General features: G+C 47.2%; 26 protein-coding genes and 1 pseudogene. 12 read left to right on the top strand and 15 right to left on the bottom strand.

Annotated features, from left to right (window positions below; translation table 11 throughout):
• Positions 1-268 precede the first annotated feature (268 nt).
• Both PHW04_07065 and PHW04_07060 read right to left on the bottom strand, forming a co-directional pair.
• Complete coding sequence (locus PHW04_07065) at positions 269-826, bottom strand: YdeI/OmpD-associated family protein (GenBank protein MDD2715636.1); 558 nt, start codon at positions 824-826, stop codon at positions 269-271.
• 24 nt (positions 827-850) lie between these two features.
• Positions 851-1,783: a hypothetical protein gene (locus PHW04_07060; protein MDD2715635.1), complete on the bottom strand. Its 933-nt coding sequence runs from the start codon at positions 1,781-1,783 to the stop codon at positions 851-853.
• A 216-nt stretch (positions 1,784-1,999) separates the two neighbouring features.
• Between PHW04_07060 and PHW04_07055 the strand changes: the two genes are divergently transcribed.
• Positions 2,000-3,601: a hypothetical protein gene (locus PHW04_07055; GenBank protein ID MDD2715634.1), complete on the top strand. Its 1,602-nt coding sequence runs from the start codon at positions 2,000-2,002 to the stop codon at positions 3,599-3,601.
• Between the two features lie 12 nt (positions 3,602-3,613).
• Here PHW04_07055 and PHW04_07050 read toward each other — a convergent pair whose 3' ends face one another.
• The 4 genes from PHW04_07050 to PHW04_07035 all read right to left on the bottom strand — a co-directional run bounded on the left by PHW04_07050 (position 3,614) and on the right by PHW04_07035 (position 5,857).
• A complete protein-coding gene (locus PHW04_07050; GenBank protein ID MDD2715633.1) occupies positions 3,614-4,006 on the bottom strand; it encodes a type II toxin-antitoxin system death-on-curing family toxin in 393 nt (130 codons plus the stop codon).
• Complete coding sequence (locus tag PHW04_07045) at positions 4,003-4,230, bottom strand: AbrB/MazE/SpoVT family DNA-binding domain-containing protein (protein MDD2715632.1); 228 nt, start codon at positions 4,228-4,230, stop codon at positions 4,003-4,005. The genes PHW04_07050 and PHW04_07045 overlap by 4 nt, the downstream gene beginning before the upstream one ends.
• Positions 4,231-4,419: 189 nt before the next feature.
• A complete protein-coding gene (locus PHW04_07040) occupies positions 4,420-5,259 on the bottom strand; it encodes an arginase family protein (GenBank protein ID MDD2715631.1) in 840 nt (279 codons plus the stop codon).
• Positions 5,260-5,269: 10 nt separating this feature from the next.
• Positions 5,270-5,857 (bottom strand): ClbS/DfsB family four-helix bundle protein, encoded by a 588-nt coding sequence (locus tag PHW04_07035; GenBank protein ID MDD2715630.1) that lies wholly within the window; start codon positions 5,855-5,857, stop codon positions 5,270-5,272.
• A gap of 163 nt (positions 5,858-6,020) precedes the next feature.
• On the opposite strand from PHW04_07035, the gene PHW04_07030 reads away from it, so the two are divergent.
• The 4 genes from PHW04_07030 to PHW04_07015 all read left to right on the top strand — a co-directional run bounded on the left by PHW04_07030 (position 6,021) and on the right by PHW04_07015 (position 8,867).
• Positions 6,021-6,374, top strand: coding sequence for a TfoX/Sxy family protein (locus PHW04_07030; GenBank protein ID MDD2715629.1), 354 nt, complete (start codon positions 6,021-6,023; stop codon positions 6,372-6,374).
• Positions 6,367-6,681: a DUF3795 domain-containing protein gene (locus tag PHW04_07025; GenBank protein ID MDD2715628.1), complete on the top strand. Its 315-nt coding sequence runs from the start codon at positions 6,367-6,369 to the stop codon at positions 6,679-6,681. Before PHW04_07030 ends, PHW04_07025 begins: the two co-directional genes overlap by 8 nt.
• Positions 6,682-6,709: 28 nt before the next feature.
• Positions 6,710-7,156 carry a DUF5655 domain-containing protein gene (locus PHW04_07020; GenBank protein MDD2715627.1) on the top strand — a complete coding sequence of 149 codons (447 nt, stop codon included), beginning with the start codon at positions 6,710-6,712 and terminating at the stop codon, positions 7,154-7,156.
• Positions 7,157-7,232: 76 nt separating this feature from the next.
• On the top strand, positions 7,233-8,867 hold the full coding sequence (locus tag PHW04_07015) for a S41 family peptidase (protein MDD2715626.1): 1,635 nt from the start codon (positions 7,233-7,235) through the stop codon (positions 8,865-8,867).
• A gap of 56 nt (positions 8,868-8,923) precedes the next feature.
• On the opposite strand, the gene PHW04_07010 is transcribed toward PHW04_07015, so the two are convergent.
• The 6 genes and pseudogenes from PHW04_07010 to PHW04_06985 all read right to left on the bottom strand — a co-directional run bounded on the left by PHW04_07010 (position 8,924) and on the right by PHW04_06985 (position 13,822).
• Positions 8,924-9,199: a hypothetical protein gene (locus PHW04_07010; GenBank protein ID MDD2715625.1), complete on the bottom strand. Its 276-nt coding sequence runs from the start codon at positions 9,197-9,199 to the stop codon at positions 8,924-8,926.
• 95 nt (positions 9,200-9,294) lie between these two features.
• Entirely contained in the window at positions 9,295-10,665 is a 1,371-nt protein-coding gene (locus PHW04_07005) for an aspartate kinase (GenBank protein MDD2715624.1), read from the bottom strand.
• Positions 10,666-10,735: 70 nt separating this feature from the next.
• Positions 10,736-11,452 carry a UPF0280 family protein gene (locus PHW04_07000; GenBank protein MDD2715623.1) on the bottom strand — a complete coding sequence of 239 codons (717 nt, stop codon included), beginning with the start codon at positions 11,450-11,452 and terminating at the stop codon, positions 10,736-10,738.
• Positions 11,434-12,810, bottom strand: coding sequence for a homocysteine biosynthesis protein (locus PHW04_06995; GenBank protein ID MDD2715622.1), 1,377 nt, complete (start codon positions 12,808-12,810; stop codon positions 11,434-11,436). The genes PHW04_07000 and PHW04_06995 overlap by 19 nt, the downstream gene beginning before the upstream one ends.
• 531 nt (positions 12,811-13,341) lie before the next feature.
• Positions 13,342-13,608, bottom strand: a complete 267-nt coding sequence (locus PHW04_06990) for a hypothetical protein (GenBank protein ID MDD2715621.1) — start codon at positions 13,606-13,608, stop codon at positions 13,342-13,344.
• 115 nt (positions 13,609-13,723) lie between these two features.
• Positions 13,724-13,822: pseudogene (locus PHW04_06985) on the bottom strand (DUF6530 family protein).
• Between the two features lie 235 nt (positions 13,823-14,057).
• Between PHW04_06985 and PHW04_06980 the strand changes: the two are divergent.
• On the top strand, positions 14,058-14,831 hold the full coding sequence (locus PHW04_06980; protein ID MDD2715620.1) for a PIG-L family deacetylase: 774 nt from the start codon (positions 14,058-14,060) through the stop codon (positions 14,829-14,831).
• Between the two features lie 164 nt (positions 14,832-14,995).
• Here the strand turns inward: PHW04_06980 and PHW04_06975 are convergent, their stop codons facing one another.
• Both PHW04_06975 and PHW04_06970 read right to left on the bottom strand, forming a co-directional pair.
• Complete coding sequence (locus PHW04_06975; GenBank protein ID MDD2715619.1) at positions 14,996-16,249, bottom strand: hypothetical protein; 1,254 nt, start codon at positions 16,247-16,249, stop codon at positions 14,996-14,998.
• Between the two features lie 864 nt (positions 16,250-17,113).
• The gene (locus PHW04_06970) at positions 17,114-18,817 is read right to left on the bottom strand and encodes an ABC transporter substrate-binding protein (GenBank protein MDD2715618.1); all 1,704 of its coding nucleotides are present in this window, start codon (positions 18,815-18,817) and stop codon (positions 17,114-17,116) included.
• Positions 18,818-19,037: 220 nt separating this feature from the next.
• Between PHW04_06970 and PHW04_06965 the strand changes: the two genes are divergently transcribed.
• The 3 genes from PHW04_06965 to PHW04_06955 all read left to right on the top strand — a co-directional run bounded on the left by PHW04_06965 (position 19,038) and on the right by PHW04_06955 (position 23,230).
• Positions 19,038-20,201, top strand: a complete 1,164-nt coding sequence (locus PHW04_06965; protein ID MDD2715617.1) for an AAA family ATPase — start codon at positions 19,038-19,040, stop codon at positions 20,199-20,201.
• Between the two features lie 142 nt (positions 20,202-20,343).
• Positions 20,344-22,080: an endo-1,4-beta-xylanase gene (locus PHW04_06960; GenBank protein ID MDD2715616.1), complete on the top strand. Its 1,737-nt coding sequence runs from the start codon at positions 20,344-20,346 to the stop codon at positions 22,078-22,080.
• 55 nt (positions 22,081-22,135) lie between these two features.
• Complete coding sequence (locus tag PHW04_06955; protein MDD2715615.1) at positions 22,136-23,230, top strand: glycosyl hydrolase; 1,095 nt, start codon at positions 22,136-22,138, stop codon at positions 23,228-23,230.
• Positions 23,231-23,314: 84 nt separating this feature from the next.
• Here PHW04_06955 and PHW04_06950 read toward each other — a convergent pair whose 3' ends face one another.
• On the bottom strand, positions 23,315-23,515 hold the full coding sequence (locus PHW04_06950) for a hypothetical protein (GenBank protein MDD2715614.1): 201 nt from the start codon (positions 23,513-23,515) through the stop codon (positions 23,315-23,317).
• Between the two features lie 144 nt (positions 23,516-23,659).
• On the opposite strand from PHW04_06950, the gene PHW04_06945 reads away from it, so the two are divergent.
• From PHW04_06945 to PHW04_06935, 3 genes are all read left to right on the top strand, one after another.
• Complete coding sequence (locus PHW04_06945; protein MDD2715613.1) at positions 23,660-23,878, top strand: ribbon-helix-helix domain-containing protein; 219 nt, start codon at positions 23,660-23,662, stop codon at positions 23,876-23,878.
• On the top strand, positions 23,862-24,131 hold the full coding sequence (locus PHW04_06940) for a type II toxin-antitoxin system RelE/ParE family toxin (GenBank protein MDD2715612.1): 270 nt from the start codon (positions 23,862-23,864) through the stop codon (positions 24,129-24,131). Before PHW04_06945 ends, PHW04_06940 begins: the two co-directional genes overlap by 17 nt.
• Before the next feature lie 308 nt (positions 24,132-24,439).
• On the top strand, positions 24,440-24,946 hold the full coding sequence (locus PHW04_06935) for a VOC family protein (protein MDD2715611.1): 507 nt from the start codon (positions 24,440-24,442) through the stop codon (positions 24,944-24,946).
• The last annotated feature ends 393 nt before the right edge of the window (positions 24,947-25,339 follow it).

Below are 25,339 nucleotides of genomic sequence, written 5' to 3'. Positions count from 1 at the left end.
TTTCAGTCGCAATTTGGGCTGAGCTGGACGATTGGATTATTCTGCGGCTTCATATCTCTTTGTTCTAACTTAATCAGGGCGCAAGATGTACCGGGGCTATCAAACCAGAACTTGCTGCCGAAAAGATGTTTTCGCTTGAAAAGTCAGAAGTAACGGTCTCCTTTGCAAAAGGTATGCTTCACCCCGTCGATGACCAGGTCTGATTTTCCTTCGAAAATGATGCCCCACTGGCTCTCAATTTTCATGGTATCCCTTCATCCATCCGGATTTAAAGTTTCCGGATCAAGTCTTCGCCATTCAGGATCGCTCCAATCAGCCTGTTTAGCCGCCTGATCCTTGTTTCATGCCCTTTTGCCGACATTATCCAGCCTATATAGTTGCTCGTTCTATTCCCTGGGAGATTGCAGAACCGGGAATATGCCTCCCTGTTCGCTTTGAATAGGGTAATAAGGTCAACAGACAGTTGTTCTTCCTTTTCAGCAACGAACTGCCCTTTTTCAACAGCAATCCTGTAAAGCTCCAGTCCCTTTTGTGTCATCTTCTCTTGAGAAATCATCATATCGGCACGCTTGAGATTCGGTTTTGACCAGAGGCTTCCGGGTTTTCTCGGTGTGAATTTCTGGCAGAAGCGCTGCTCATCCAGCTTCCTAATGATGCTGTCGATCCAGCCGAAGCAGATGGCCTCTTCAACGGCATCATCATAAGGCACTCTGGGTTTTCCGGTATGCGCCTTGTAATAGATCAGCCACACCTCCTTGCAGGAATCGTGATTTTCGGAAAGCCAGTTGCGCCAGTCCTGCCTGTCCTTTGCGTAAAAAGTCTTCATCTGAGCTTGCTCCATCCAGCCTTTTCAGCCTTCCCACCAGCTGAGTATCCTTAATGCGCGGAGGGTATTGATGCGGCTTGGTTTTCCGGTTTGCTCCAGAGTGAAATACTCTTTCCCGGGCCAGCGGTTCTGAACCGGCCAGGTACCGTCCGGGAGCCGTTTTTCAATTAATAGTCCGACAGCATCCGACAGCCTGTCATCCTTTTCCGCTTTGCATTCCCTAAAAAAGTCGAGGCCCCTCAAAAAATCAAATTTCCATCTGGCCGGAAAAGACATCATAATCATCTTTGGATGGGCGGGTTTTCCTGTTTTATGCGACTGATACAATTTGTGCCTGAGCATGAACTCCATTCCTTCAAGTCTGGCCTTCCTTGCAGCTGCCGCCCGTTCCGGATACCTTATCTCATATTGCAGCAATCCTTCCATCACATTGAGCGTAGTGTGGAAGGAACTGTGAACCGTATTTCTGTTCCTCCTGCTTCTGCAGTTCCAGCCACAATCTTGCATCTGCACTGAAAGAAGCTGTTCGGCCAGCCTGTGCACGCGTTCGTCTTTGAAACCAAAATAGCAGAACATGTAAAGGAGCATGCCTGTAACGCAGTCGTCGTTGTGCCTGAGATTTTTCCCGAAGCTCTCTACTCCGTCCTTCCCGTAATTCCGCTCCATCAGCAGATTACAGGATTTCAACGCCTGTTCATTGCCTGGTGCAAGTCCCAGTCCGGCCAGCAAAAGAAGCGAATAATGGGTGGAGGTCCACTTGGGTGTGTAAATCCCTCCCCCGAACATCCCGTTTTCATCCTGATGGGAAAGCAGATCGTTTCCCCAGCCGCAGCTGGCGACTCTCGCCCTTTCCTGTTCGTATACCTCGGAAGGGGCGTTCTGAAGATCCCGCATGACCTGCCAGCGCACGGCAGGATCGCCCTGCATCAGCCATTGAATAATTCCGCTTTGTTCCATTGATTGCTCCTCCGATTTTTTACGATGCATCAGATCCGGATCTTTGAACTGAATCGAGTCCTGCAGTAAAATTCTACCACGGAAATCCGGTTAACACAGCATCAATACATATCAGATCGCATTATCCCCGCGAATCCTTCATTTTGAGTTTTTTTGAGATGTTCTGATGTTCGATTTTCCGGCAAAATGATGTAAAATTAATAAAGTGGGGGAAACATGAAGCGAATTTTTATCAGTGTTTTATTCTGTCTTTTGTTAAAAGTGGTGTCAATACCGTTATTTGCGGAAGAAAGTGAGAAAACACCTGTTCTTATTTTATACTACCAGGAAGCATTTCATGTGGCCGGGCAGCTTGCCGACAGGCTTTGGCCTGCAGTGCATATCCCCTATCAGGAAGTTCCGGTGCTTGCCTATGATCCGGTCAAAAAGGAAGAGTACCTGATAAACCACCCTGATCCTGATTTGAAAAATTATGAACCAACGGAATACTTCATTAATTCCAAGCGTGTCTTCAAAAAAAAGGGTCCGCTGAGCTTCAATTGCCCGGGTGGACGGGCCTGCAGCATGATAAACGGATTTCCAGTTGTCACCATGGGTTACGGAGAAGATTCCTCTCTGGAAGATGTAATAATCAACTTTATTCACGAGGGCTTTCATTATTATCAGTTCGGTAATCTGTACCGCATCGGGAAAGATGATCTTATGAGTCGGCTTAAAAAAGATTTTTTCAGCGAAAACCCGCGTACCGCGGAATATGATGCAGATCTTGTGATGGAAGGCAAGATCCTTGCTGAATTGACTGAAAAAAAGAGTCGAAAAAAAAACGGAGAATCATTATTGGAAAAAATTGTCGCAGTGGATGAAATGAAAAAGAAGAAGATGAGCAAAAAATTGATCCGGGGGGAGAATTATGAGTATTTAATCGAAGGGACCGCGAGTTTTGTGGAACTTAAGGCCCTGGAAATACTCACGGCAGAAGGAGTGAAAAACAGTACTATCCCAGAAGGAAAAATCTTATCTTACAGTTATTTCAAGGGTGATCAGATCAAAAAATATTATCAGACCAATTTGGAACACTTTGGCCCCCAAATGCTCCGAAATAAGATAAACCAGCCTTCTACCAATGCCGGAGAAATTGAATACAGATATGCCCTTGCCTTGATCAGGGTCTTTGACGAATTTTGCAATGATGATGAATGGAAAAAGGGATTATTTCCGCTGCTTGATCCCAGCGTTTCTTCAGATGAAGCCGAAGAATCAGTTTCAGCGCATCTGGATAAATACAATTTACCCCGGAAGATATCGGAGATTTTTAACCTGTCTGACGACCGGATCATGAAAATTTACCGGCAGGTTTTGAATGAATATTTATCCAGCGGTGAAATGTTGGTGATCAACGACAAAACCAGGATCGAGAAATATCTCAGCATATACCCTTTTGAAAAAGGCTGGACTTACAAAATCGAAGCCGGGCAGTTCTTGTACACCTATTTCGACTGGGTTTACGGAAAGGCATATTGCGATAAGAAAATGACGAATTTCGTGTATTTTTGCGGACTTTTCAAGCTGGAAACACCGGATAAAAACCTGACTGTTGAAGAAATTTCCATTCCTGTGATCTCAAACATGTTTAAAGGAGAGATAAGATTCAAAGACATCGGGAATGATCTTTCAAAAGCTGAACTTACTTTTAGTGATAATTCCAATGGCGTATGCCAGAATTTCGAATTGAAAATTCCCGGATTGAAGCTCAAAGCCAAAAAAGCCGAGATAATTCACGATAAAATCAGGAAAGAAACAATGATTCGATTGAAATGAAAATGAGAAGGTCTATAGTCCCCGGCAGTATTTCCTGAAGAATGCGCTGATTTTGTCTTTGCCTGATTTGCCTTCAGCGACCCGCATCACCAGATTATAATATGCTGCAGGCGAAGCAGTCAGATCAAGACCATTCAAACCGAGAAATGCGTAAGCTGCAAGTGCCGCAGTGCGTTTGTTGCCGTCCAGGAAGGGATGGTTCCGGCAGAGATGGAACAGATATGCCGCAGCCATGGCAAAAATGTCTTCATGGAAATAAGTGGCATCAAATCCGGCCGCAGGAAGAGCCAGAGCAGATTCAAGAAGACCAAGATCACGGAGGCCGGGGCTTCCTCCGAATTCTTCGATCAGCTCCCGGTGAATGTCCAGCACTTCCGCCAGAGTGAGGAACAGGATTTCCTTCATTCCGCGAGTTTTTTCAACATCCTGGAGTACTTGCGCTTGCCCTTTTGCTTAGTTTTCTTCAATTTTTCAGGTCGGTCCGGGTCTGAAATCGGAGAAATCACGAGTGATCTTCCGTCAGTGGTAAGATGGAACTCTGTTTTCTCGTCAGCTCCCAGAAGTTCGAGTATGCTCTTGTCTATCAGCAGAGCCAGACTATTCCCATGCTTGAACAGATGCTTGATCATGAATTCTCCGTATACATGTTGTTGTTACATTAAGTATAACATAGTTGGACAAAGAAAGCATTTATTTCAAAATGGTATTCCTATGAGTTTCTGCAACTTGATGGAAAGGTTTGCTCAGTCTGGAGGAATTCTCCAACCAGTCCGCTCCTGAACTGAAGCTGCATTCCGAACAAAATCCCTGACTTTGAATCAGAGCGCTCCTGCGAGCAGCTTTACTATATCTGCTCCTGATTTGCCTGCAGGATCTTTCTGAGGATCGAATTCAGTCACTTCAAGCAGTTTCACCCGCTGATCCTGCATGACAACTGACAGCAGTTCCTGCATTTCATCAAGTGTCAGCCCTTCATTACCTGGAGAATAAGCTGCAGGCATGGTTTCCTGATTCATTACATCCACGTCCAGATGCACCAATATTTTCATGCCTGCCCCGATTGCAGAGAGAATCTTCAAGGCAGAGACGCGGATACCTGTTTTGCGCATCTGTGCAAGGCTTAAATGAGGCAGAACTTTTTTGCAGTCAGTCGGCATGACATGCACTCCCATAATCATCAGCTGCTGTTCAGTGATGGTCGGAGAAGGCCAGAATGGATTTGGCTCCGTGAGCAGATAGAGGCCGAAGCCTGCCGCGCCTGCGCATTTATCTGCCACAGGAATCTCGCAATCCATGTGTCCGTCGAGATAGAGAAGATATGCTGAATTTCCATAGACAGTATTCATGGCTTTCATGGAACCGATTACTATGCTGCAGTCTCCGCCGAGCAGCAATACCCGGTCGCTTTTCCTGATCACAGGCTCTAGCTCCTTCAAGGTCAATTCCCAGACAATCCTGGGGGACGGGTAATGCCTGATGGGTGGTACGCTGTGCCTGGACATCAATGGAGGAAGCTGCAGATCGCCAAGATCCTCGAATTCCACGCCTCTTGATTTGAATGCATCGGAAAGTCCGGCTTCGCGGATCGCCGCAGGGCTCGCTTCAGGTCCATTGAAAAATGATCCCCAGGCTGAAGGAATTCCCAAAATGTACTTCATCGCTTGCTCCCTATTTGAATCCTCTAGTTTTTTTTATCATACCCGCAGCTTTTTTGTAAGGTGACACAGTGTTTACCCGAATCCACTTGCTCAGGGGCCAGTATTTGCCGGACTTGAGTCTGCACCATTCCCACACTCCAGGTTTTTCGAGGTTGCCGATCCCGTGCTCAGCTTCCACGATTCGGATCAAACGCTGTACTATGCTGAAAAATTCCTGATACTGTTCGTCTTGGCTGTGGAATTGATATTTTTCATAAAAATGCAGTGCCAGTCCTGTGTAATTCCAGGTATTAAAACCATCCCCCGGCATGTCGGGCATGATTCCTTTGATTCCTGCTTCATACCAGCCGATGACCAATTTTCCCCATCCGATCTGGTAGGCGATGAGATCAGCCGGACTGACCAGTCCGCCTGTTCCACTGATTTCCTTTCTGGTCCTCTGTTCAGTAGAAAGGCCCGCTGCCTGACGGATTAGGTTATTGTATTCCTTTTGGATTTCTCTGCTCAATGGGGCTTTGAAAGTTTCTCCGGCTACAAAAAAATCAGACCCGGATTTTAGGTTCACTTCCATGATTTTATCATCATAAATTTTCTTCACAACTTACAAATTGTATCACGGGAATCCGGTTTTCTCAGCATAAAAATACCTCAAAGCGCATCTATCCAGCCTCTTTCTGATGTGTTTTGATATGCTTTTCTGCTTTTTATTCCGGACAAATGCTGTAAAATAATCACTATACAAGGTGCGGAAAGGAGAGAAAATGGCGTCAGGAAAAGATTTTGTTGAATTCATAGTGGAGCAGATGGAAAGTGCAGGCGTGATCACATACAAAAAGATGTTCGGCGAGTATGGAATTTACTGTGGCGGCAAACTGGTTGCCATGGTTTGTGATGACCGGCTGTTCATCAAGCCGACGGAAAGTGGAAGAGCCTTTATCGGCGAAGTGACCGAGGGTGAAAGGTATCCAGGTGCGAAGCCTTATTTTCTGATCGAAGACAGGTTTGAAGACCGTGAATGGATCAGCGAACTGATCAGGCTTACGGCGGAGGAGCTTCCTGAGCCGGCCGAAAAAAACAACAAAACCAAAGTTTCACGAAGGAGGGGAAATGTTTGACGTAAATACCGCGCCTCCATGCGGCTATACCTGTGGAGGCTGTTCGCATTTCAGGAAAGATTGCGCCGGGTGCAGGCAGACTGAAGGCAAGCCTTATTGGAGTTCATATGTGGAGAATTCAAGATGCCCGATCTATTATTGCTGCACGAATGAAAGGCTCCTGGAACATTGCGGTCTGTGTTCACAGCTGCCCTGCGAGACCTTTTTGAAATTGCGAGATCCTTCGCTGTCTGATGAGGAATTCCAGAAATCCCTGAACGAACGTTTGACCATCCTGAGAAAAAGAGCCGGAACTTCCCCAGGTTGAAACAAAGGGATCAATACAGGAGGGCAAAATGGGAAATAAAACTATTAAAGAAAAGCCTCTTTGGAAATGTCCCAAATGTAATAGGCATTTTGCCAACTGTGATCAGTCGCATTCTTGCGTTAAGGCTTCTGAAGAAGACTTTCTCAAGGGACGCTCCGCCCACGAGGTTGCCTTATACAGAACCTTCGTTAAAGAACTGGAATCAATTGGTCCCATACTTCTTGCACCGGCCAAAACAAGAGTTGGTTTTCAGGTGAGAATGATTTTTGCTGCGGCAAATAAGCTTTCTAATGGGTGTTTGGATGCTCATGTGGTCCTTGCAAGACGACTTGAAAAGTCACGCTTCAGAAAAATTGAAACAGTATCCCCTAGAAATCACGTACATCACTTCAGAATCGAACGTCTGGAAGACTTTGACACGGAACTTAGAGAATGGTTTAAAGAAGCGTATAGTGTTGGAAAACAGGAACACTGATGTTGTCCGATGGACTCGTCAAATTAGTATTTCAATTTCATTCGTTTCTGAGCATAATCATACTTAGAGGACTAAAATGAAAATAATCGGAGGCTGCATGAAAAAGTATTTCATTATCATGCTCTGCGCGGTTGCTTTTCTTTCTATCCAGGCGGCTGAGGGCGATTACTACATGATGATTTCCTCAACGTCCGGGGTCCCGGACAATCTGCTGATCCCTGGAGATGTTTTCCTGGATATTAACGGCACAAAAGTGACAGGATACCAGGATTCGAGCAAACTCATCGAGGCTGCCAACGGCGCATTCAAGGAAAGCGGACCGGAAAAATTCATAATGCTGTCCTACGGCAAAACCAGGGAAGTGAATGCCACTTTTTCGGACGACATGTCGTTCAATCTCGGCATAGTCAGGGAAACATACACCGTCTCCACTAAAAAAGCCTCTGATCAGTTGACTGGGCTGCTGAAGGCCATGGACAACGGCTACGTGAAATACGACGGCCAGGACTACAAGGCTGCAAAAAAGTATCTGACCGCATTCATGCAGACAGACCTTTCCAAGAAAGAGAATCTAGACCTGCGCTCTCTTGTCAGGAAGCTGGCCTGCTTCTTTTCCCTTCTCAATGACGGCCACGCCGGAGCCATGACCACACAGCTTTCCGACGCTTTTTCAGCCGGTCTGCTGCTCGGGAACGACAGATTTCTGCCCCTGCATGTGGAAATCATGGAAAGCGGAGTATATATGAAGCCCGGGCATTACTCTGACAAAAAGGCCAAAATCCTGGAAATCAACGGAGTCAAGATCGAATCCATACTTGAAGAACTGGTTCCAATGGCAAGCGGCGACACTGTCCAGAACAAGATGGACGAGATTGCCGACAACTTCCAGTTCTTCTATTACCTGGCCTTTGGCAGCACAGAGCAGGCCAGGCTGAAGCTACGGGCGCTTTCCAGGGAGGAGGAAATCACCCTGAAAGGAGTGACGTATCAGGATGTGCTGCATTACCCCCAGACCCAGCTTTTTTCCGGCAAACCGGTTGAGATGACTCGGATCGGAGATGTGGCAGTGCTCAAACTTATGGGATTCTGGAAAGAGCCATGGTTCAAGGAATCTGTAGACAAATGCTTCAGTGAGATCCGGACCGCGGGCATTCATAAACTGGTGATAGACCTGCGGCAAAACGGCGGTGGCCACACGGACGGACTTGTGCATCTGCTGAGCAGGATTTCTGACCGGAATTTCAAATTCTGGGAGGCTAACCTGGACCGCTGCTCCAAGGAAGCCAGGGATGACGGGATCAAGTTCGACGACGACCTGGCTATCGGAGAGTCACGCCGCTATACCCATGAGGCGTATACTCCCACAGCTGAAAAGATGTTCACCGGTGAAGTCAGGCTGCTGGTCGGCAGGAAGACTTTTTCCACTGCATTTGACTGCGCGGTCTGCTTTTCGGCGATGAAACTCGGCACGATAATAGGCAGCAATACCGGCGGGAACAACAATTCCACTGAAAAGGGCTTCAAGCACAACCTGGAGTTTGCCGACATCCAGACCTCGATTCCTTACAGGATCTGGATCAATGTGGACACTCCGGCCTACGACAGCGACCTGTCCCTGAAGCCTGATATTTATGCGGTGCAGAGCGAGAGCGACTACCTGCAGGGGACAGACACTGTTCTCAACAAGGCGCTGAAAAGCTTCGGCCAGTAAGTATCTGACCGCGATTGATATTGTGACAAGATTTGAAGTATTTAGCTTTTTTTCATTCAGAATAAATACTGTATAACTGGGAAAAGCTGGATCATTTCGAAAACCCGCTGAGTAAGGCATTGAAACTCGAAGATTGAGTCAATCATCATTCTGGTCTCGGGCTCAGCCAGACCCGGCAAAACATATGTGAAAACATCGGACGTGATTTTAGCACCTGTTTTCGGCCTTGGTCCTGAAAAAACCACGATCTTACCGCACCCGGTCAGGGCCGATTTGCCGGCAAGCAGACCGATAATACCGTCCCTTGTTACATTATGAAACTTCTTGTTCATATGAATGAATGTTAAACTCCGGATTTCAGAATTTCAATTTCGGGCGGCTGAAAAAAAGCTAAATCAAGCGAGCCTTACAAATCCTGAAAACGGTTTCATACGCAAAAGAATTCTCCATGTATGGCAATGATTGCCTTTTCTACGTCTTCCTCGTCCACAATGAAGTAGTAGGCAATGTCTGATGCACCAGCCGAGATCATCTGAATATTGACGTGTTCCCTGGCCACAACTGTGAACATGCGCGCAGCCAGACCAGGTGTGTGGATCAGGCCTTCTCCCACGGCTCCGATCAAGGCGATCCTGTCCTGCAGGTCGATTTTCTCAATCACCCCCCCGCAAAGAGGGGACAGAACTTCGATTCCCTTACTCGAGTCTCCCTTGTCAACAAGCAGATTGATACAGGTTTGAGAAGTGATGACCGAATAGATGTTGATCCCTGCGCCTGCGATCAGGCGGCCGATTTCGCTGATGATGCCTGGTTTGAACCCGATGCCGGGTCCCTGGATGCGCAATACAGCCATCTTGCGGCTGCAGGTAACGCTTTTGATTATATCCTCCCTTGTATAACCGGGCGCGCCTATTAAGGTACCGTTGCTGTCCGGTTTACCGACATTTTTGATGTACAGGGGCGTTCCAAGCTCCACCAGCGGTTCCACAGTACGGGGATGCAGGATTTTGGCTCCGAAATACGAAAGTTCCGCTGCTTCGTAGTAAGACAGCCGGTCGATGCGACCGGCATTCTTCACCATCTTCGGGTCTGCGGTCATGAAGCCATCCACATCCTTCCAGATCTCCAGGGAATCCGCGTTAACGGCATAAGCAACGACTGCTGCGGAATAATCAGATCCGTTGCGGCCGAAAGTCGTCACCTTTCCGGTTTCAGATCGGCCGAAAAAGCCGGTCACAACCGATATTCTTCCGCAGCCGACTGCCTGGATCAGTTGCTCCCTCATCTCCTTTCTGACCAGTTCCGGAATCATTGTGGCATTTTCACAGGACTCATCTGTGATCATCCCTATTTTGTCGGCTTCCATGGCCTCAGCATCCAAGCCGATGTCGTTCAAAACGCCGGACAGAATCAAAGCGGAAAACCTTTCTCCGTAACTTAAAATCACGGCTTTGAGCGCAGCGCTGATCTCACCGGAATAAGCTGCACCGAAAAATTGTCTCTTAAGATTGTCAATCCGTTGTTCAATGGCTTTCATCACTTGGAGGCGTTCTTTGGGTTTGCGGATGCATGATTTGACTATGTTCTCATGAACTGAAAGCAGGTTCGAGAGGAGTCCCGGAACATTGTGTTCCGAGTCGAGGGCTGTCTGAATTCCTGAGAGAAGCAGATCGGTCACTCCGGACACAGCCGATACTACGACAATGGTCTCGTCAGTGTCATTTCTGATAATATCAGCAGTCCGGATAAAATCAGCGGCATCTTTTAGGCAGCCGCCTCCGAATTTCATGACTTTCATATTTTTTCTCCTTTCCAGCCACGCATTTTCAGGCCGGTACTGTTTAGTTCGTGTAAGCGGTTTTCTCTGATCAGGCGGCTGCAATTTTTTCCAGAGGTAGTTTAACAGGCACTATGGCTGGAACAATGCCTCCAAATGCTGCTAAGTCGTCCACCACTGCGATCATTCCTTCGATTCCTTCGACCAGCATGCTGTCAATCGCCTGCTTCATCGACGCGGGCTCCTTTGTCTTGATTGCATTGCCCAATGCAGTGGCTGCGGCATCAGCCAGGATTGTATCACCGGAAATAACGGTTGCCGCATCAGTGCAACCGAAACTGAGCGAATGGCCGATCCTGCCCGAAGAGGTACAGATACCGATCAGGCCGGGCCTGGGTTCAAAGCGCAGGCCGAACGACCGCACTCCGGCCGCACCGGTGAAAATTCCGACTGTGACCGGCCTGTCGATGAGCATGGCGATGTCTCCCCCATTGTCCACGATAGCATAGCGTGAACCGGCTGCAGCCATAGCTCGCACCGCGTATTCCGCAATCGCACCTGCCACTGCAGCCATCGGGCCGATGCCGAATCCGGCAGTAGCTTTTGTCATGCGTTTGATTATCTCCGGAGCGTTTTCACTCACTGAATGACTCATAAGTGTGGTGCGAAAATACGGGTCCTGGGAAATATAGGCGGTCAATTCATTCCGCCTGAGAATAATCTCCGCTTCAGCGATGCGGATAAAGCGTTCTTCCTCGGCAGTAACCCGGGCAATGGTTTCATAGATTTTCAACAGTTCTTCACGCATACCTCTCCCTCCTTCAAGGCAATCGCGTCGAAAGGGCAGATATCGCGGCACTGGCCGCAGGAAACACAGCGAGAGGAGTCAAGATGGATGTGCCAGTCCGGATCACGGGTGTAAGCTCCATTGCTGCAAACTCCGATGCAGAGCCCGCATTCTACGCAGAGCCTGTTGTCTTTAGACACTTTGTCCTTCAGAGCCCCGGTGATGTCGATTGTCCTGGGACTTGAAAACCCTGCCGGTTCCTGCTGGATCATAGGCTTGTAAACGCTTTTCTTTGACAGGCGTTCCGAGGTCTGACTGAGCAGAAATTCGCCTTTCTCGATCCATTGCTTCAGAGTGCCTGCGATCTTCTTTGCCTTGGCATAGCTGGAAATCGGAGCAGTACGCACCTTTTTTCCGTCTATAATCACATTGCCTGACTTGAGTTCTTCATAGGTCACTTTTCCAAGCGCCGGTCGATTCCTGGTTGGCTTGCTGTAGTCGAGCACATCCACCGTGAGGTCGCGGTTGGCAATGCCTGTCCGTTTGGCGATATCTGCGTCGAGCACCGGAATCGGCACACCGATGCCGACATACAGCGTGCAGCCGTAATTCTTGAATACGGCTGCCCTTACGTATTCCGTAAGCATCTCCTTGACATTACCCTGCACCATCAGGGTGGAAAATCCGGTATCAGGGTTATGCTGAGTACCGCTGCCTACTATGTGTCCGCGGGCTCCGTTGAGAAAAATACGCGTGCCGATGCCGATAGTCCTGAAATCAGGGTCATTGTTGATGGGAGAAAGTTCGCCTGCACCGGAATAGGTTGCGTTTTGAACACTGGGTAAAAGTTTACCCATGTAAGTATAGAGAGTTTTGGCACCTGTGTTGGCGGCAGCGTTGTAACGCTGATAGGCGTTGCGGGGATTGAACATCAGGGCCTGATTCAGGTCTGCCAGGGTGATTTCAGTCACGATTTCCTTGCGGGGATAGCAGTCTGTTCCATAGGCCACTGCCCGCAGAATGACCGGTTTTCCGTTAATCAGGTCTTCTATGACATGCGCTCCGCCATATTTCATTCCTCTCGTCTCAGACATCTGAGTTGCTCCGATATAGCCGTCAACGGCAGCTAGGCCGGTATAGGCTTCGACATCATTCAGCCAGACTTTGGTCATTTTGATCGGCGGGTCTGAATGGCCGGTATTGAACCACATCCCCGACGAGCACATGGCGCCGAAAGTTCCTGTAGTGACGACATCGACCTGCGCGGCAGCTTTTTCAGGTCCGGTTTCCGCGACCAGTCTGGTCATTTCTTCTGCTGTAAGCACCTTGACTGTTTTCTTGGCGATCTTATCATTAATTTCTTCTATCGATTTAGCCATGGACATTTACCTCCTGCTGATAATGCCGGAAAAGTTAAACGAACTTAAGAGCGTAAATCTGTGAAATGTTTTGGATGGTCCCGAACTACGAACGCTGAATGCCGCCCGTGTCCGGGCAGCGCATTATCATAAGGACAGAATGAACGATCCGAAGTAGCATATTTTTATTATACAGTGCCGGGAAGTGTTGTCAATAACATTATCAAATTTGTGAATGGTGAATTTCCGGGAATTTTTAATTGTGCCCTATCTACCGTTCAGACGGGACTTCATGAAATTCAAGCAGCAAAAAAACGTGACTGTCAAATCAGCATGGTTGGGGTTGTCCGCCTGACGTGATTTTTCCTGATCCCACTGTCCGGGATAATTAAGATCCAATTCGGGTTTGAAATGAAGATATTTTTCCGCCCATTTTCTGATCGAAGACAGATTTGAAGATAGGGAATGGATGAGAGCCGTTAAATAGCACGGGCTGCGGATAAAGTGCTTGTCAGCAGCGAATTGGAACGGTAGCGATCCGCTTCAGAAAGTTTACATTCTCAATATTTCCAAATACTCATCCAAAGAAACCAATTCTTTTTCCAATTCCCTAATCGTATCCACGCTTACCTTATCTTGGGAAATCATTTCAAACCCGGCGGCATTGACATGTTCAAGGTACAACGCAACCTTGCTTTTTATTTTGGCATCTTCCTTTTTCAACAGCATGCCACAATTACGGTAAATCTCCAAAGTAAACTGTTTCAGTTTCAGCTCCTGCCCTTTTTGCGCCACATAAAAATGCTTGAACAGTAACATCGGTATTGCTGTTTCTTGCTTTAGGGCTTCCGTTGAATACCGTTACTTTCATGCTTATTGCCCTCCCCGTCTTAATAAAAAACTATACCTTCAAGCTTTTCCGACCATAAATCCTTTAAAACCCCATTTCCTTAAGAATGGCTGAAAGCCTTCTCAGCCTTTCGCTGATTATCTCGTCGTCAGCGGCCAGGACATCTCTGAACAGCTTGATGTCCTTTAAACCGGTTAGAATTTGGGGATATTTGTTTCGGGCTGCAGAGCTGCCATGGAAAGCTCAATCATCTTGGGATCTGTGAAGCACCGAAGCATTCCACATTGGTCTATGCCATTTGCTTTAAGCGGCATCTTTAACATTGAAGAGGAGGCAGCTGTATCGTAGAATAATATCATTATTCCCTCATTTCCAAAGCGAGGCATTCATAATGAAAACTTTAATGAAGGAAATTACCATGAAAGGAATAATTGTATTTTTCTGTATCCTCGTTTCAGCTCTCCAAGTCTACGGTCAAACATCCGCTCAGCGGACAATTGTTGTGATTGCCCCTCATCCCGATGACGGGGAAGCATCCTGCGGAGGGTTGATAGCCAATTCGACTGCAGCAGGAGACAGGGCAGTCATTCTGACCATGACCGGCGGGGAGCTTGGAATCTGGGGGAAAAGTCAGGAAGAAGCGCGGGCGATCCGCGCCAGGGAAGCCCACAATGCAGCCGGAGTATTAGGGGCACAGGTAGAGCTTTTCGGGGCAATTGACGGATCCCTTGCAGTTGACAAAGCGTCAACTGACAGATTGATAAGAATTCTGCTGCGGCTTAAACCCGATATCGTGCTGGCACCGTGGCCTCTTGATGTACACTCAGACCACCAGGCATCCGGGCTGCTGGCCTGGCGTGTGTTCCAGAACAGGCAATTCGGATTCGACCTCTATTTTTATGAAACCAGCAACAGCCCGCACACCAAGTCTTTTCAGTTTGTCCCTACGGATTATGTTGATATCACGGATGTGATCAAGAAAAAGCAGGTAGCACTTTATCAGCAGAAATCGCAGGGTCCGGCTGACTGGTGGGGTATGTATGAGCACATGGCTATTGTAAATGGATACTCAGCGGATGTTACTTACGCTGAAGCCTATATCAAGGCGCGAACTTTTTCCGGCATGGGGGGACGACCGGGGGTGGTTGACAAAACGCTGTCCGGACGGGTGTTGTTTAAAGATGCTCAGTAGCCAATAAATGTTGAGAAACTTGTTTTGATATTCTACATGATAAAGATGAGATTTTGCAGCTCTCCTGGAAATCCCTGCGTACCACGTTCCTGATTTCTTCGATCAGTAATTGATAATCTATGGATATGGAGTTGGCCAATATCCAATTTTTCTCTTGGATGCCGCTAAAATGCAACGTCCAGAGAAAGTCTGAGGAATGTGACGTCATCCACTAGATATGGATTTTTCCCGTCTGTTCCCGAAGTCCCGCTCACATTTCCGAATCCATCCCCGCCAAAGCCATGCACTCCGGCAAACGGATTAGTGCTGCCGGATGCGACCTGGGTTCCCGCTGCAGATGAAGTTTCATTCTGATTAACGTTTATCTTCCGGTAAGTCAGAGTCAGTGTGGTGTTTTCCTTATACTGATAAAGGTACTGGCCGGTAAAGACTTTCCTGCTGTCAGGTTCAGAGAGGGCGGCATATGTGCAGTTGTCATTGATCTTTTCATATCGCCCGAGCAGTGTGCTCTTTTTGGAAACCTTGAAAGACAGCTCAGTCATCAGATCGTGGAAATTCATGCGGTACCCTGCAGGATCGAACAAGATATCGTCATCGAAGTCCAGGCCTGTGTTGTAACCCCAGATCGTACCCCAGGCGCTGTCCATCGGGCGGTGGAACCATTCCCCGAACTTGTCGTACTGGAGTTTAAACGCGGTTTTCTGATTCACATTCCACCTGAGGCCTGCCAGATAGCCGGGATCTCCGTTTTCAGCAGCTCCGTCACCGTTCACATCCACGCTTTCATCCCATCTGAGCCTGGAATATTCTCCATACAGTTCGAGAGAGTTCGCCGGTTTCCCGTATAAGGAGAGCCCGTACCAGTTGTTCCTGTGCACATGCTTCCAGGTGGTTGTGGCGTCGTAGAAGCCTGTTCCCACGCCGGAGAGAGGATCACGCTGATTGACAAGATACAGGTCTGCCTGCAGATCCTTCAGGTCGAAACTCAAGTCAGAGTATAAAAGATCTATGCCTTCGTTATCATTGCTGACCCCGAGTGAACCTGTGTCTGCAGAGTCGTCCTTGATGCCCGCGACAGTGACTATTGTGTCATTTTTTGCACAGATTTTTTTTTCAGCCTGGATTCCATCGCCCATGCCCTTGATCAGCAGCCCCTGGCCGATGATGTAATGCTGGCGTCCGAACTTCATTTCATCGGCCCAGCCAAAGTCCTTCACATCTATATACGAGTAATATGTCCTGAAGCCACTGTCTGTATTGAAATTAAATCCTGACCCTGTAATTTTGCCGCTTGTCCATTCCCCTCCGGATGTGTTCCAGTAGCTGAATTTCTCGAAATCAGCGGCAAGATATATGTCAGGTGTGATATACATGTCCATGACCAGGCTGAGATCCGTGAAAGTGTAATTCCAGTCCATGTCCGATCCGACTGCAGAGTCCCTATATCTGTAATTCTCGTTCCATGTGTATTTGAGCCGGATTAGGAATCAATTTTCCAGGACTACACCACTAATTTCTCAGCAGTGTCGGAGAAATACGGCCTGGTTGCTGCACAAGTAAAAAGGGGCTGTCCTACTTTTTGGACACACCCTTTTATTGTGCGCCAGGCAGGGTGCACTTGCTTGGGAGGGAAGGCCACTTAGCGAAGATCGGGAAATTGTGCTGTAAATTGGTTTAAATATTTTTGAAATCTGTTGCAAGTCAAGAGGGTTCAGATTTCCTTGGCTTCTCAGGAGTTTCCCTCGTGAATTTTCAATGAACTGGCAATCCCCATTGGGCCGGATTTCACCATATACCCATTGTCCGGAATGTCCTACAGTCAGAATCGGTTCGTCAGTTTGCTCCTCTGAATCGGGCGATTCAAGTTCCCGGATCAGACGGGCAAAACAAAGTTGCGAAAGAAACCGATCATCTCTTCCAGGTTTGTCCATGCCGCCCCGGAAGATTAATGGAATCCTGTAATTTTCAGGATCAGCCGGATTCCGACGTGAACCGTGATCAGCTGTGAGAATCAGAAGAGTTTTTTCCCATAAATCTTGTTTCTGAAGACTATCCAGCAATTCCTCGACATATCGATCATAGTACTTCAGTTGTGTGATTCCGGTTTTATCCTGCCAGGCCTGGGAATGACCAAATACACATTCCTGAAGAATGAACGTATTCCGGTTATTTTCCTCCTTACCTATTCTGGAAGATCCTGCACTCCTCACTTATACCCCATACGATTTGATTATGTCCGGATTATTCCCGAATGCCCCTACTAAAACGCGGCAAAAGAGAACTCAATGATATTTCTGCATGTTTATCGGTACATAAAGACGTTCCGGCTGGACCACAATTTCGCCGTCAATTGTTTCAATTCCATAAATCCTTTTATCAGCCACCAGCGCGTCTGGCACCAGAAACAGCCATGAACAAGGTTGTTCAGAATGAATGATCCTGTGGACTCGGCGGCAAAGTCCTGCAACAACCTGAGGATCAGTTTCCGACAAGGCCTGTTCCAGCATGCTGTCCACCTCAGGATTAGAGTATCCTGTAAGATTGAAGACATCATTTGGAATCTCCCTGGTCAGTCCCGGATTTTGCAAAGAATGCCAGAGACTGTAATTGCCGGATAGATCCGGTTTCAGGTCTGACCATAAAAGTACTGCCGAGAACTCACGACTGTTATTCAGAGTCATCAACTCATTTATATCAACCGGTTTCACTGAAAGTCCAACACCGATTTCATTCCACATTTCTTTGATCAGTCCAATGGTGAGCTTTTGGGTGCGCATCACATCTGAAAACCAGCTGTCTCTTTCTTTCCAGTTGACCATGACGACTTCTATCGTGAGTTGCCTGCCATCTTTGTCCAGCCGACCATCATGGTTACTGTCACTCCATCCTGCATCTGCCAGGAGTCTGCGGGCTGATTGGGGTGAGAATGGCAACGGTTTAACGTCAGGATCACTGTATTCTGATAGGGGATGGAACGGACCTGCGAATTCAATGCCGTACCCGTACTCAACTTCATCGATAAGGCGCTTGCGGTCAAGTGCCAGCGTAAGCGCCTGCCTGACTTTAAAATCTTTAAGAACAGAATCGGTGCAGTTATATTGTATTGATAAAAAGCTGGTAGCCCTCTGACTAAGATAGACATTGAACTTTGAACTGAACAAAGGATCGGAAATTTTTCGTTCCAGGAGGTTGACTGAAACATACATCATATCAATTTTTCCGTTTAGCATTGCCAGGAAAGCAGCGGACTCGTCAGGGATAAATCTGATAATCATGCTGTCGACAAAGGGTCTTCCCTTGAAATAGCCCTTGAAATTGTCAAGCCTCAGCTCCTCGCCAGGAGTGTAGTCTGTAAAATGGAAGGGGCCGGTTCCCACAGGATTTCTGTTAAAAGGTGTATCCCTTGGATTCGAACCATGGAGAAGATGAGCAGGCAGTATGAAACAATCAAAGATTTCATCTGCAGCCGTTTCACTGCAGATGAACACAACTGTAAAAGGATCAGCCGCTTCAACAGATCTCAGGATAGGGCTATACTTTTTACGCCAAGGGGATTGAACTTCAGGATCCAGAATCGCTCTAAACGTGAAAACCACGTCGTCAGCTGTAAAATCAAGCTGGTCATGCCATCGGACATCTTTCTTAAGATGAACCAGGATGCGATGCGGGTCAGATAATACTTCATCAGAATCCGAAAGATCGTAAAGTCTGTTATAGAGCATGGAAAAAATGTCCCAATATTCTTCTTCCTCGTAAAGAAATGGTATGTAATAATCAGGAGGAGAATCTCCAAGGCTGATAATGGTATCTCCGTATGAAGGGGATGGAGAAATCTCCGCTTCTGCCGAGTCCTTGTCAGATCCTGGAATTTTGTCCAAGTCTTCTTTCTGCCAGCAGGAGAAAATAGCGGCAGCAAAAATCAGAAGTAAAAAAAACCTGATCCACAGATTGTACAAAAGAGCTCTCTGAAGATAGTATGCTTTCATGGAACATTTATGTCAATGCTCAAATCACTCTTGGGTTTGAGCATTAAGTTGCAGCAATTGTGCAGCAGAATCAGAACAGGTTTTCAGCTTTTTTTCATAATCAATAGTAATTGAGAGCCTCTACATAGCTGAGTGGGCAAATTTCCTTGCCCCGGCTTGACTAAATTACTGAAACGGAATATACTCCAAATTAGTTAAACTATATTGGAGGTTAATTCTTGTGGAAAATCTGAAAAGAATACTGAAGATAAAACTTCCTGAGCGGCAATCGGCTTTTCTGTGGGGTGCCAGGAAGACAGGAAAAACAACTTATCTGAAAGCAAGGTTTCCTGATAGTCTGACATATGATTTTTTAAAAACCGATTTGTTCTTAGAAGTCTCAAAAAAACCGTCGCTCCTGCGCGAACTGATCCTTGCGAAAGACGATGCATCCTTGAGAAAGCCGATAATACTCGATGAAGTGCAGAAGGTACCCCAGGTACTCGATGAAGTGCATTCGCTGATAGAAGAAAAGGGTTTGAGATTTGTGCTTTGCGGTTCCAGTGCGAGGAAACTCAAGCGGGGCCAGGCCAATCTGTTGGGCGGAAGGGCATGGCGTTATGAACTTTTTCCGTTTGTCAGCCAGGAGATCGGGAGCATCGACCTGCTGCACGTTCTGAATCATGGTCTGATACCGCGGCATTATCTGCAAAATGACGCTGACTGTAAAAAATCACTGAAGGCTTATGTGCAGGACTATCTGCGTGAGGAGGTCTTTGCGGAAGGCCTGACGCGGAACATACCGGCTTTTTCAAGGTTTTTCGATGCATTCGGATACAGCCACGGGGAGATGACCAATTATTGCAATATCGCCCGGGATTGCGGGGTAGATTCGAAAACTGTAAAGGAATATTATCAGATTCTCATGGATACGCTGCTTGCGGTTCGGGTTGAGCCTTTTAAAACGAAGCAATCGCGCCAGGTCATAACAAAGGCTTCCAAATTCTATTTGTTTGATGTAGGGGTGGCAGGCTGCCTGACGAAAAGGCACATAGTGGAGCAAAGAGGCGCTGAATTCGGCAAGGCTTTCGAGCACTTCATGCTGATGGAGATGGTGGCATACAAGTCATACAGCGGCAAGGATTATGCAATTAATTTCTGGAGAACTAAAGCAGGCCTGGAGGTAGATTTCATACTCGGGGAAGGAGAAGTTGCCGTTGAAGTAAAGGGAACCAGCCGTGTTGAAGCAAAAGAAATCAACGGATTGGAATCCTTCCGTGAAGCACATCCCTCAAGAAAAAGTATTTTGGTATGTAATGAGAAAGAGAAGAGAATTCACAATAGGATCGAGATATTGCCATGGAAAAACTTTCTTGATCAACTCTGGGCTGGAAAGGTAATCTGAAGGCGGACCGCCTCTGTATAGTTAAATTGCTCTGCAAAGCACGCAGCAAATTAACGGCGTACTCATTTGACGCAATTTGCTGCTTACAATTCTATAAATAACTGGTTATAATTCTATAAAGTTCAGCATTCAGGAATAGGATATGACAAAAATCCTTGCAACACTGTTTATAGTAACTGTCCTGACCTGTTCTGCATCCGGTGCAGAGCCTCAGGCATACGATCTTCTGGCAGGCGACTGGACCCGTTTTTCCGGAGCTGTCCCGGTCAAAGGAGGAGTCGAGATCACTCCGCTGGACAGGAAGATCCGGCCCAGAGCAGGGGGCGGGAAATGGTATTTCAATCCGCCTGTAAATCTCTGCGGTCCGAGACTGGATCTGACCGGAGATTTCCAGATCAGTGCCGTGATTGATAATACAAAGAATCCGGAGAAATCGGCCTTTCTGGATTTTTATGGCTCCATTCCAATCTGCTACGACGAATGGCGCATAGACGGTAAAAATGTCCGGTTCGGCTTGAAAAACGGCATTCTGGAAATCTGGCTCAACATGAAAAAGCAGAACTTCCTGAAGAAGGGCTTGAGCGGAGCAGTGGAGATCGGCCTGAGCGGTTCCGGCGGATTTCTGAAATTCTCTGTGAATGGCGCTGAAATCGGCAAGGCCAAAGATACTGTTTTTACTGACAGTAAGATCTATTTCGGAGCTGACGCAGAGGCAGGAGGCGGATTTCTGCTGCAAAGTCTTTCGGCCTGCGGATCTGGCGTTTCTATCCATGACAACTATCATGAATGCATCAGGTCCTATCCGGTGAATCCTGACTCTCTCAGGGCGCGGGCTTCGCGATTAACCCATGAATTCTGGATCGGTACAGCCGGCAATGTCGAGCCCCTCATGTCAGATCCTCAGTATGGTAAGACGCTTGCCTGTGAATTCAGCATGGTTACCCCGGAAATGTGCCTGAAATTTCAGGCAGTGCATCCGCAGGAGCAAAGCTATGCCTGGGCAGAAGCAGATGCATTGGTAGATTTCGCGGATGTTAACGGCATGCGCATCCACGGGCATTGTCTTGTGTGGCACGAGGCTCTTCCAGGCTGGGTCTGGGAGATTTATGCGAACGGCAAAGGAGACAGGGATCGGATGAAATCCGTGATGACTGAGCATATCACCGCTCTTGTCACTAGATACAAGGGCAAAATTGAGGAATGGGACCTGTTGAATGAAATCTTTTCCCATGATTTTCAGACCCTTGACGCGAATCATCCCTATGGTCTTCGAAACGGCAAGGAAGAGGAAAGCGATCCTTCGGTCTGGTTCTGGGCCATGGGGCCATCATACATCCTGGAAGCGATCAGGGCTGCCCGCGCCGCTGACCCGGCATGTGAACTCTGGATCAACGAGTTCGGCATAGATCAGGCTTCGAACAGCAAGATTGTTGACAATGTGCTTTCTCTGATCGGATACATCGAATCAAACGGAGAAAAAATCGACGGTGTCGGTTTCCAGGCCCATAATTACGATCCTGAGGGAGACCCTTCAGTGGCTTCAGAGTGTCTGAAAAATATGGCCAGGATCTCGGCAAAGGGAGTCAAGGTCAGAATCTCTGAACTCGATGTTGCAGGTGCTTCCAAAAGACCAGCCCTTTTTTCCGACAAACTGGCTGTCTGCTGCGATTTCGTCAAAAATCCTCTCTGCCGGAGTTTCGGGATGTGGGGATTCACTGACAAATACGGCTCAATGTCTGATCCGGTAAACGGAGGCGAAAGCGGGGATAATTATTCCTCTCCAAACTGGGGGGCGCATTATGCTGATTCTCTGCTCTACGACTCCTCGTATCACCAGAAATCAGCTTATCAGGCCTTGCTGCGGGTTTTGCAGCCCTGAAAAGTAGGTAAGCCAATCAGTCGCGCCAATAATCACAGAAAGGCTGGGTCGCTATATGATGAAACAAGGTGCTGTGGGTCTATATATTCTTTTAATCTTTTGGCTGATTGCATCAAACTTATCCGCATCCGACGAGTCCGGGTATTACACAAAAAAACTGCTCCCGCCATCTAATGGCATCTATTTTGGCGCATACCCTGATTTCAGCGGTTATCCCAATGAAACAGGCTTTGAAAACGCAGTGACCAGGGAAAAGGTCTCTGATTTCGAAGAAATTGCCGGAAAACCGATAATCTGGGCTTTTTTTTCCAAAACCTTTGGCGACGGCTTCACTTTTCCATCCGTTGAAGTCAAAGAGATACAGGCTGAAGGAGTTCTGCCTTATATCAGGCTTATCCCGAGATCAAACGTGGATGCATGCCCTGAGAAAAAATTCACGCTCTCTGCGATTATTTCCGGCCAGTTCGACAAGGATTTGAGTGCTTTTGCCCGGTCTGCGCGGGAAGTCAAGGCTCCCCTGATGATTGAATTTGCCTGTGAAGCCAATGGCGACTGGTTTCCCTGGAACGCGAAATGGAATGGAGGAAACAATAAGGATGGATATGGAGAACCTGATCAGTACGACGGGCCTGAGCGATACAGGGACGCTTTCCGCCACATCGTGAAACTCTTCAGAGCTGAAAAGGCCGACAATGTCACCTGGTTTTTCCATATCAATAACGCAGACAGCCCGGACGTGGCCTGGAACAGGTTCGCGGATTATTACCCTGGCGACGAGTATGTGGACTGGGTAGGTGTAAGCGTATACGGGCCTCTCAAACCTGGGGATGAATGGGAGAGCTTCACTTCATTGATGGACAAAGCCTACCCGAAACTCTGCAAACTGACCAAGATCAAACCTCTGGCATTGCTGGAATTCGGAGCATACGATGACGGATCTGACAAAAAAGCGAGATGGATTGCTGAAGCTTTGAACTCAATCATCGATAAAAAATACCCCAGAATCCAGGCTGTCTCATACTGGCATGAGATCTGGCAGAATGATGACCAAAGCGTGTCCAACCTGAGGCTGGATTCATCGCCCAAAGTGATGGACACCTTCAGGAAACTGATCAAAAACGACTGCTTCGTGTCAAAACCTGAATTTTGATTCTACATCTTTCATCTTTTTCGCTCTGATGATCAATAAGGCTGATTCACTGTCTTTCAATGGCCCGCAAAGGAAAAGCAGATTTTATCGATGCAGATTTTTGAGATGTTCGATATGTGCTTCCAGAAGCGACCTTTGCAGAGTGCCGGTCTTTTTCTCTTTCAGGATGACTACAAATTTTTTCTCCAGCATTCCGATCCTGAAAGAAGTAAGAATCTCAGCATCCTCAGGCACTGCTTTGCAGATCACGATCCCGTCATTCATGTCGGCTTTGTGATTATTCATTTATCCTCCCACCTTCACAAATAAAATCTATCATGAAAAACCGGTTAATACAGCATCAATGCAAATCAAGACGCATCATTTGCGCGAATACTTTATTATTGACAAGATTCCTGAAACGGATATAGTTTGTACAGGCGAGGTAATATGAATAAAGAGACTATGAGCATTTCTCTTCCTGAGGATTTATCCAGAATGCTGGACGAATTCAGCGAACAGTCCGGAAAGAAGAAACCCTGGATAATCCGCAAGGCGATCAGGGAATTTCTGGAAGACGCCATTGACGGCTATGTGGCGCAGAAGCGCTCCAGGGACGGTAAAAAGGGTGTTTCAGCAGAGACTGTTTTCAGTGATCTTGGAATATAAGGTTGTTTTTCATCCTGCTGCAGTAAAGGAACTTTCCAGATTCGAGAGGATTACCGCACTTGACATCAAAAAAGCCATCGAAAAAATCCGGAAAAATCCCTATGCCGGTATTCCTTTGAAAGGTCCATGGAAAGGGTATCTCAAATTCAGGGTTAAATCCTATCGAATCATTTATCAGATCAGGCGTGATTGTCTGGAAATCTTCATCCTACGGATCCGTGACCGTAAGGAAGCATATAGAGCGTTTGTTTAAAAAAAAATCCTTTCCTGTCAGCAGAAGGATCAGAACGGAGTACATCAGCCTGAGGCAATTGACTGATTACTTCGGGGAAACACTTCACTAGGCCCTCCTTCTTCCAACCGGTTTTTGCTTGCGCTTCTTTATTCAAACCCTTTCGATCAACAAATTGTATCACGAATATCAGGTTTTCTCAGCCTGAATACACCTCAAAGCGCATCTATCCTGCCTTTTCGTGCTGCGTTTTGATATGCTTAAATACTTTTTATCCTGAAAAAATACTGTAAAATAATCACTGCACAAGGTGGGGGAAAGGAGAGAAAATGGCTTCAGGAAAAGGTTCGCTGATGGCGCTTGAAGTACTAAGCATAGACCACATCTATATCACAGTCTCGAACCTGTCCAGGTCCACTGTGTTCTACGATGCCGTGATGAAGCTGCTGGGGTTTCACAAGGGAACAGGTTCTATAGACGGACAGCCCCATGTTCATTATTTTAACCGTGCTCTGCAATACACTTTGCGGCCGGCAAGGTCAGATGCGGCTTTGCACGACCAGTTGGTGCCGGGTCTGCATCATTTGTGCTTTCAGGTGACTGATATGAACGCAGTAGACCTGGCTGCTCAAGGCCTGAGCAAGCTGGGCATAGAAGTCAGCGAACCCGGCCTCTATCTAGAATTCGGTGCTGATTACTATGCGGTTTATTTTCAAGACCCTGATGGCATTTTACTTGAGATAGTAAACCGGACTCTGATCCGCGACATAATCCGTGATAACTGGGAAAAGCTGGAGCATTTCGAAAACCCGCTGAGCAAGGCCGGTCTGGTTTAAGGCATCTCCCTATCACGGAGCAAAGCTGCGTTTTCCAATCGAAGACAGGTTTGAAGACCGGGAATGGATCAGCGAACTGATCAGGCTTACAGCGAAAGAGCTTCCTGAGCCAACCGAAAAAAGTAAAATGAACAAGATTTCACGAAGGAGGGGAAATGTTTGATGTAAATGCCGCACCTCCATGCGGCTATATCTGTGGAGGCTGCTCCCATTTAAAAAAAGATTGCACCGGGTGCAGGCAGACCGGAGGCAAGCCATTTTGGTCCTCAGCGCCGGGAGAATCTGGGTGCCCGGTTTACCACTGCTGCACGAATGAAAAATGCCTGGAACATTGTGGTCTGTGTTCACAGTTTCCCTGCGAGATTTTTTTGAAATTGCGTGATCCTTCGATGT

This window comes from Candidatus Wallbacteria bacterium, assembly GCA_028687545.1.
Lineage (GTDB): Bacteria > Muiribacteriota > JAQTZZ01 > JAQTZZ01 > JAQTZZ01 > JAQTZZ01.
The sequence above is the reverse complement of the archived record's forward strand: the minus strand, read 5'-3'. Positions and strand labels throughout refer to the sequence as shown.

Excerpts from the sequence above, each read along its gene's own strand:
- PHW04_06935 (MDD2715611.1), top strand. The coding sequence starts at position 24,440 with ATGGCTTCAGGAAAAGGTTCGCTGATGGCGCTTGAAGTACTAAGCATA.
- PHW04_06960 (MDD2715616.1), top strand. The coding sequence starts at position 20,344 with ATGACAAAAATCCTTGCAACACTGTTTATAGTAACTGTCCTGACCTGT.
- PHW04_07030 (MDD2715629.1), top strand. The coding sequence starts at position 6,021 with ATGGCGTCAGGAAAAGATTTTGTTGAATTCATAGTGGAGCAGATGGAA.
- PHW04_06995 (MDD2715622.1), bottom strand. The coding sequence starts at position 12,810 with ATGGCTAAATCGATAGAAGAAATTAATGATAAGATCGCCAAGAAAACA.
- PHW04_07010 (MDD2715625.1), bottom strand. The coding sequence starts at position 9,199 with ATGAACAAGAAGTTTCATAATGTAACAAGGGACGGTATTATCGGTCTG.
- PHW04_07000 (MDD2715623.1), bottom strand. The coding sequence starts at position 11,452 with ATGCGTGAAGAACTGTTGAAAATCTATGAAACCATTGCCCGGGTTACT.
- PHW04_07065 (MDD2715636.1), bottom strand. The coding sequence starts at position 826 with ATGAAGACTTTTTACGCAAAGGACAGGCAGGACTGGCGCAACTGGCTT.
- PHW04_06980 (MDD2715620.1), top strand. The coding sequence starts at position 14,058 with ATGAAAGGAATAATTGTATTTTTCTGTATCCTCGTTTCAGCTCTCCAA.
- PHW04_06990 (MDD2715621.1), bottom strand. The coding sequence starts at position 13,608 with ATGTTACTGTTCAAGCATTTTTATGTGGCGCAAAAAGGGCAGGAGCTG.
- PHW04_07040 (MDD2715631.1), bottom strand. The coding sequence starts at position 5,259 with ATGAAGTACATTTTGGGAATTCCTTCAGCCTGGGGATCATTTTTCAAT.
- PHW04_07025 (MDD2715628.1), top strand. The coding sequence starts at position 6,367 with ATGTTTGACGTAAATACCGCGCCTCCATGCGGCTATACCTGTGGAGGC.
- PHW04_07020 (MDD2715627.1), top strand. The coding sequence starts at position 6,710 with ATGGGAAATAAAACTATTAAAGAAAAGCCTCTTTGGAAATGTCCCAAA.
- PHW04_07055 (MDD2715634.1), top strand. The coding sequence starts at position 2,000 with ATGAAGCGAATTTTTATCAGTGTTTTATTCTGTCTTTTGTTAAAAGTG.
- PHW04_07045 (MDD2715632.1), bottom strand. The coding sequence starts at position 4,230 with ATGATCAAGCATCTGTTCAAGCATGGGAATAGTCTGGCTCTGCTGATA.
- PHW04_07015 (MDD2715626.1), top strand. The coding sequence starts at position 7,233 with ATGAAAATAATCGGAGGCTGCATGAAAAAGTATTTCATTATCATGCTC.
- PHW04_06945 (MDD2715613.1), top strand. The coding sequence starts at position 23,660 with ATGAATAAAGAGACTATGAGCATTTCTCTTCCTGAGGATTTATCCAGA.
- PHW04_07060 (MDD2715635.1), bottom strand. The coding sequence starts at position 1,783 with ATGGAACAAAGCGGAATTATTCAATGGCTGATGCAGGGCGATCCTGCC.
- PHW04_06955 (MDD2715615.1), top strand. The coding sequence starts at position 22,136 with ATGATGAAACAAGGTGCTGTGGGTCTATATATTCTTTTAATCTTTTGG.
- PHW04_06950 (MDD2715614.1), bottom strand. The coding sequence starts at position 23,515 with ATGAATAATCACAAAGCCGACATGAATGACGGGATCGTGATCTGCAAA.
- PHW04_07005 (MDD2715624.1), bottom strand. The coding sequence starts at position 10,665 with ATGAAAGTCATGAAATTCGGAGGCGGCTGCCTAAAAGATGCCGCTGAT.
- PHW04_06970 (MDD2715618.1), bottom strand. The coding sequence starts at position 18,817 with ATGAAAGCATACTATCTTCAGAGAGCTCTTTTGTACAATCTGTGGATC.
- PHW04_07050 (MDD2715633.1), bottom strand. The coding sequence starts at position 4,006 with ATGAAGGAAATCCTGTTCCTCACTCTGGCGGAAGTGCTGGACATTCAC.
- PHW04_06975 (MDD2715619.1), bottom strand. The coding sequence starts at position 16,249 with ATGGACTGGAATTACACTTTCACGGATCTCAGCCTGGTCATGGACATG.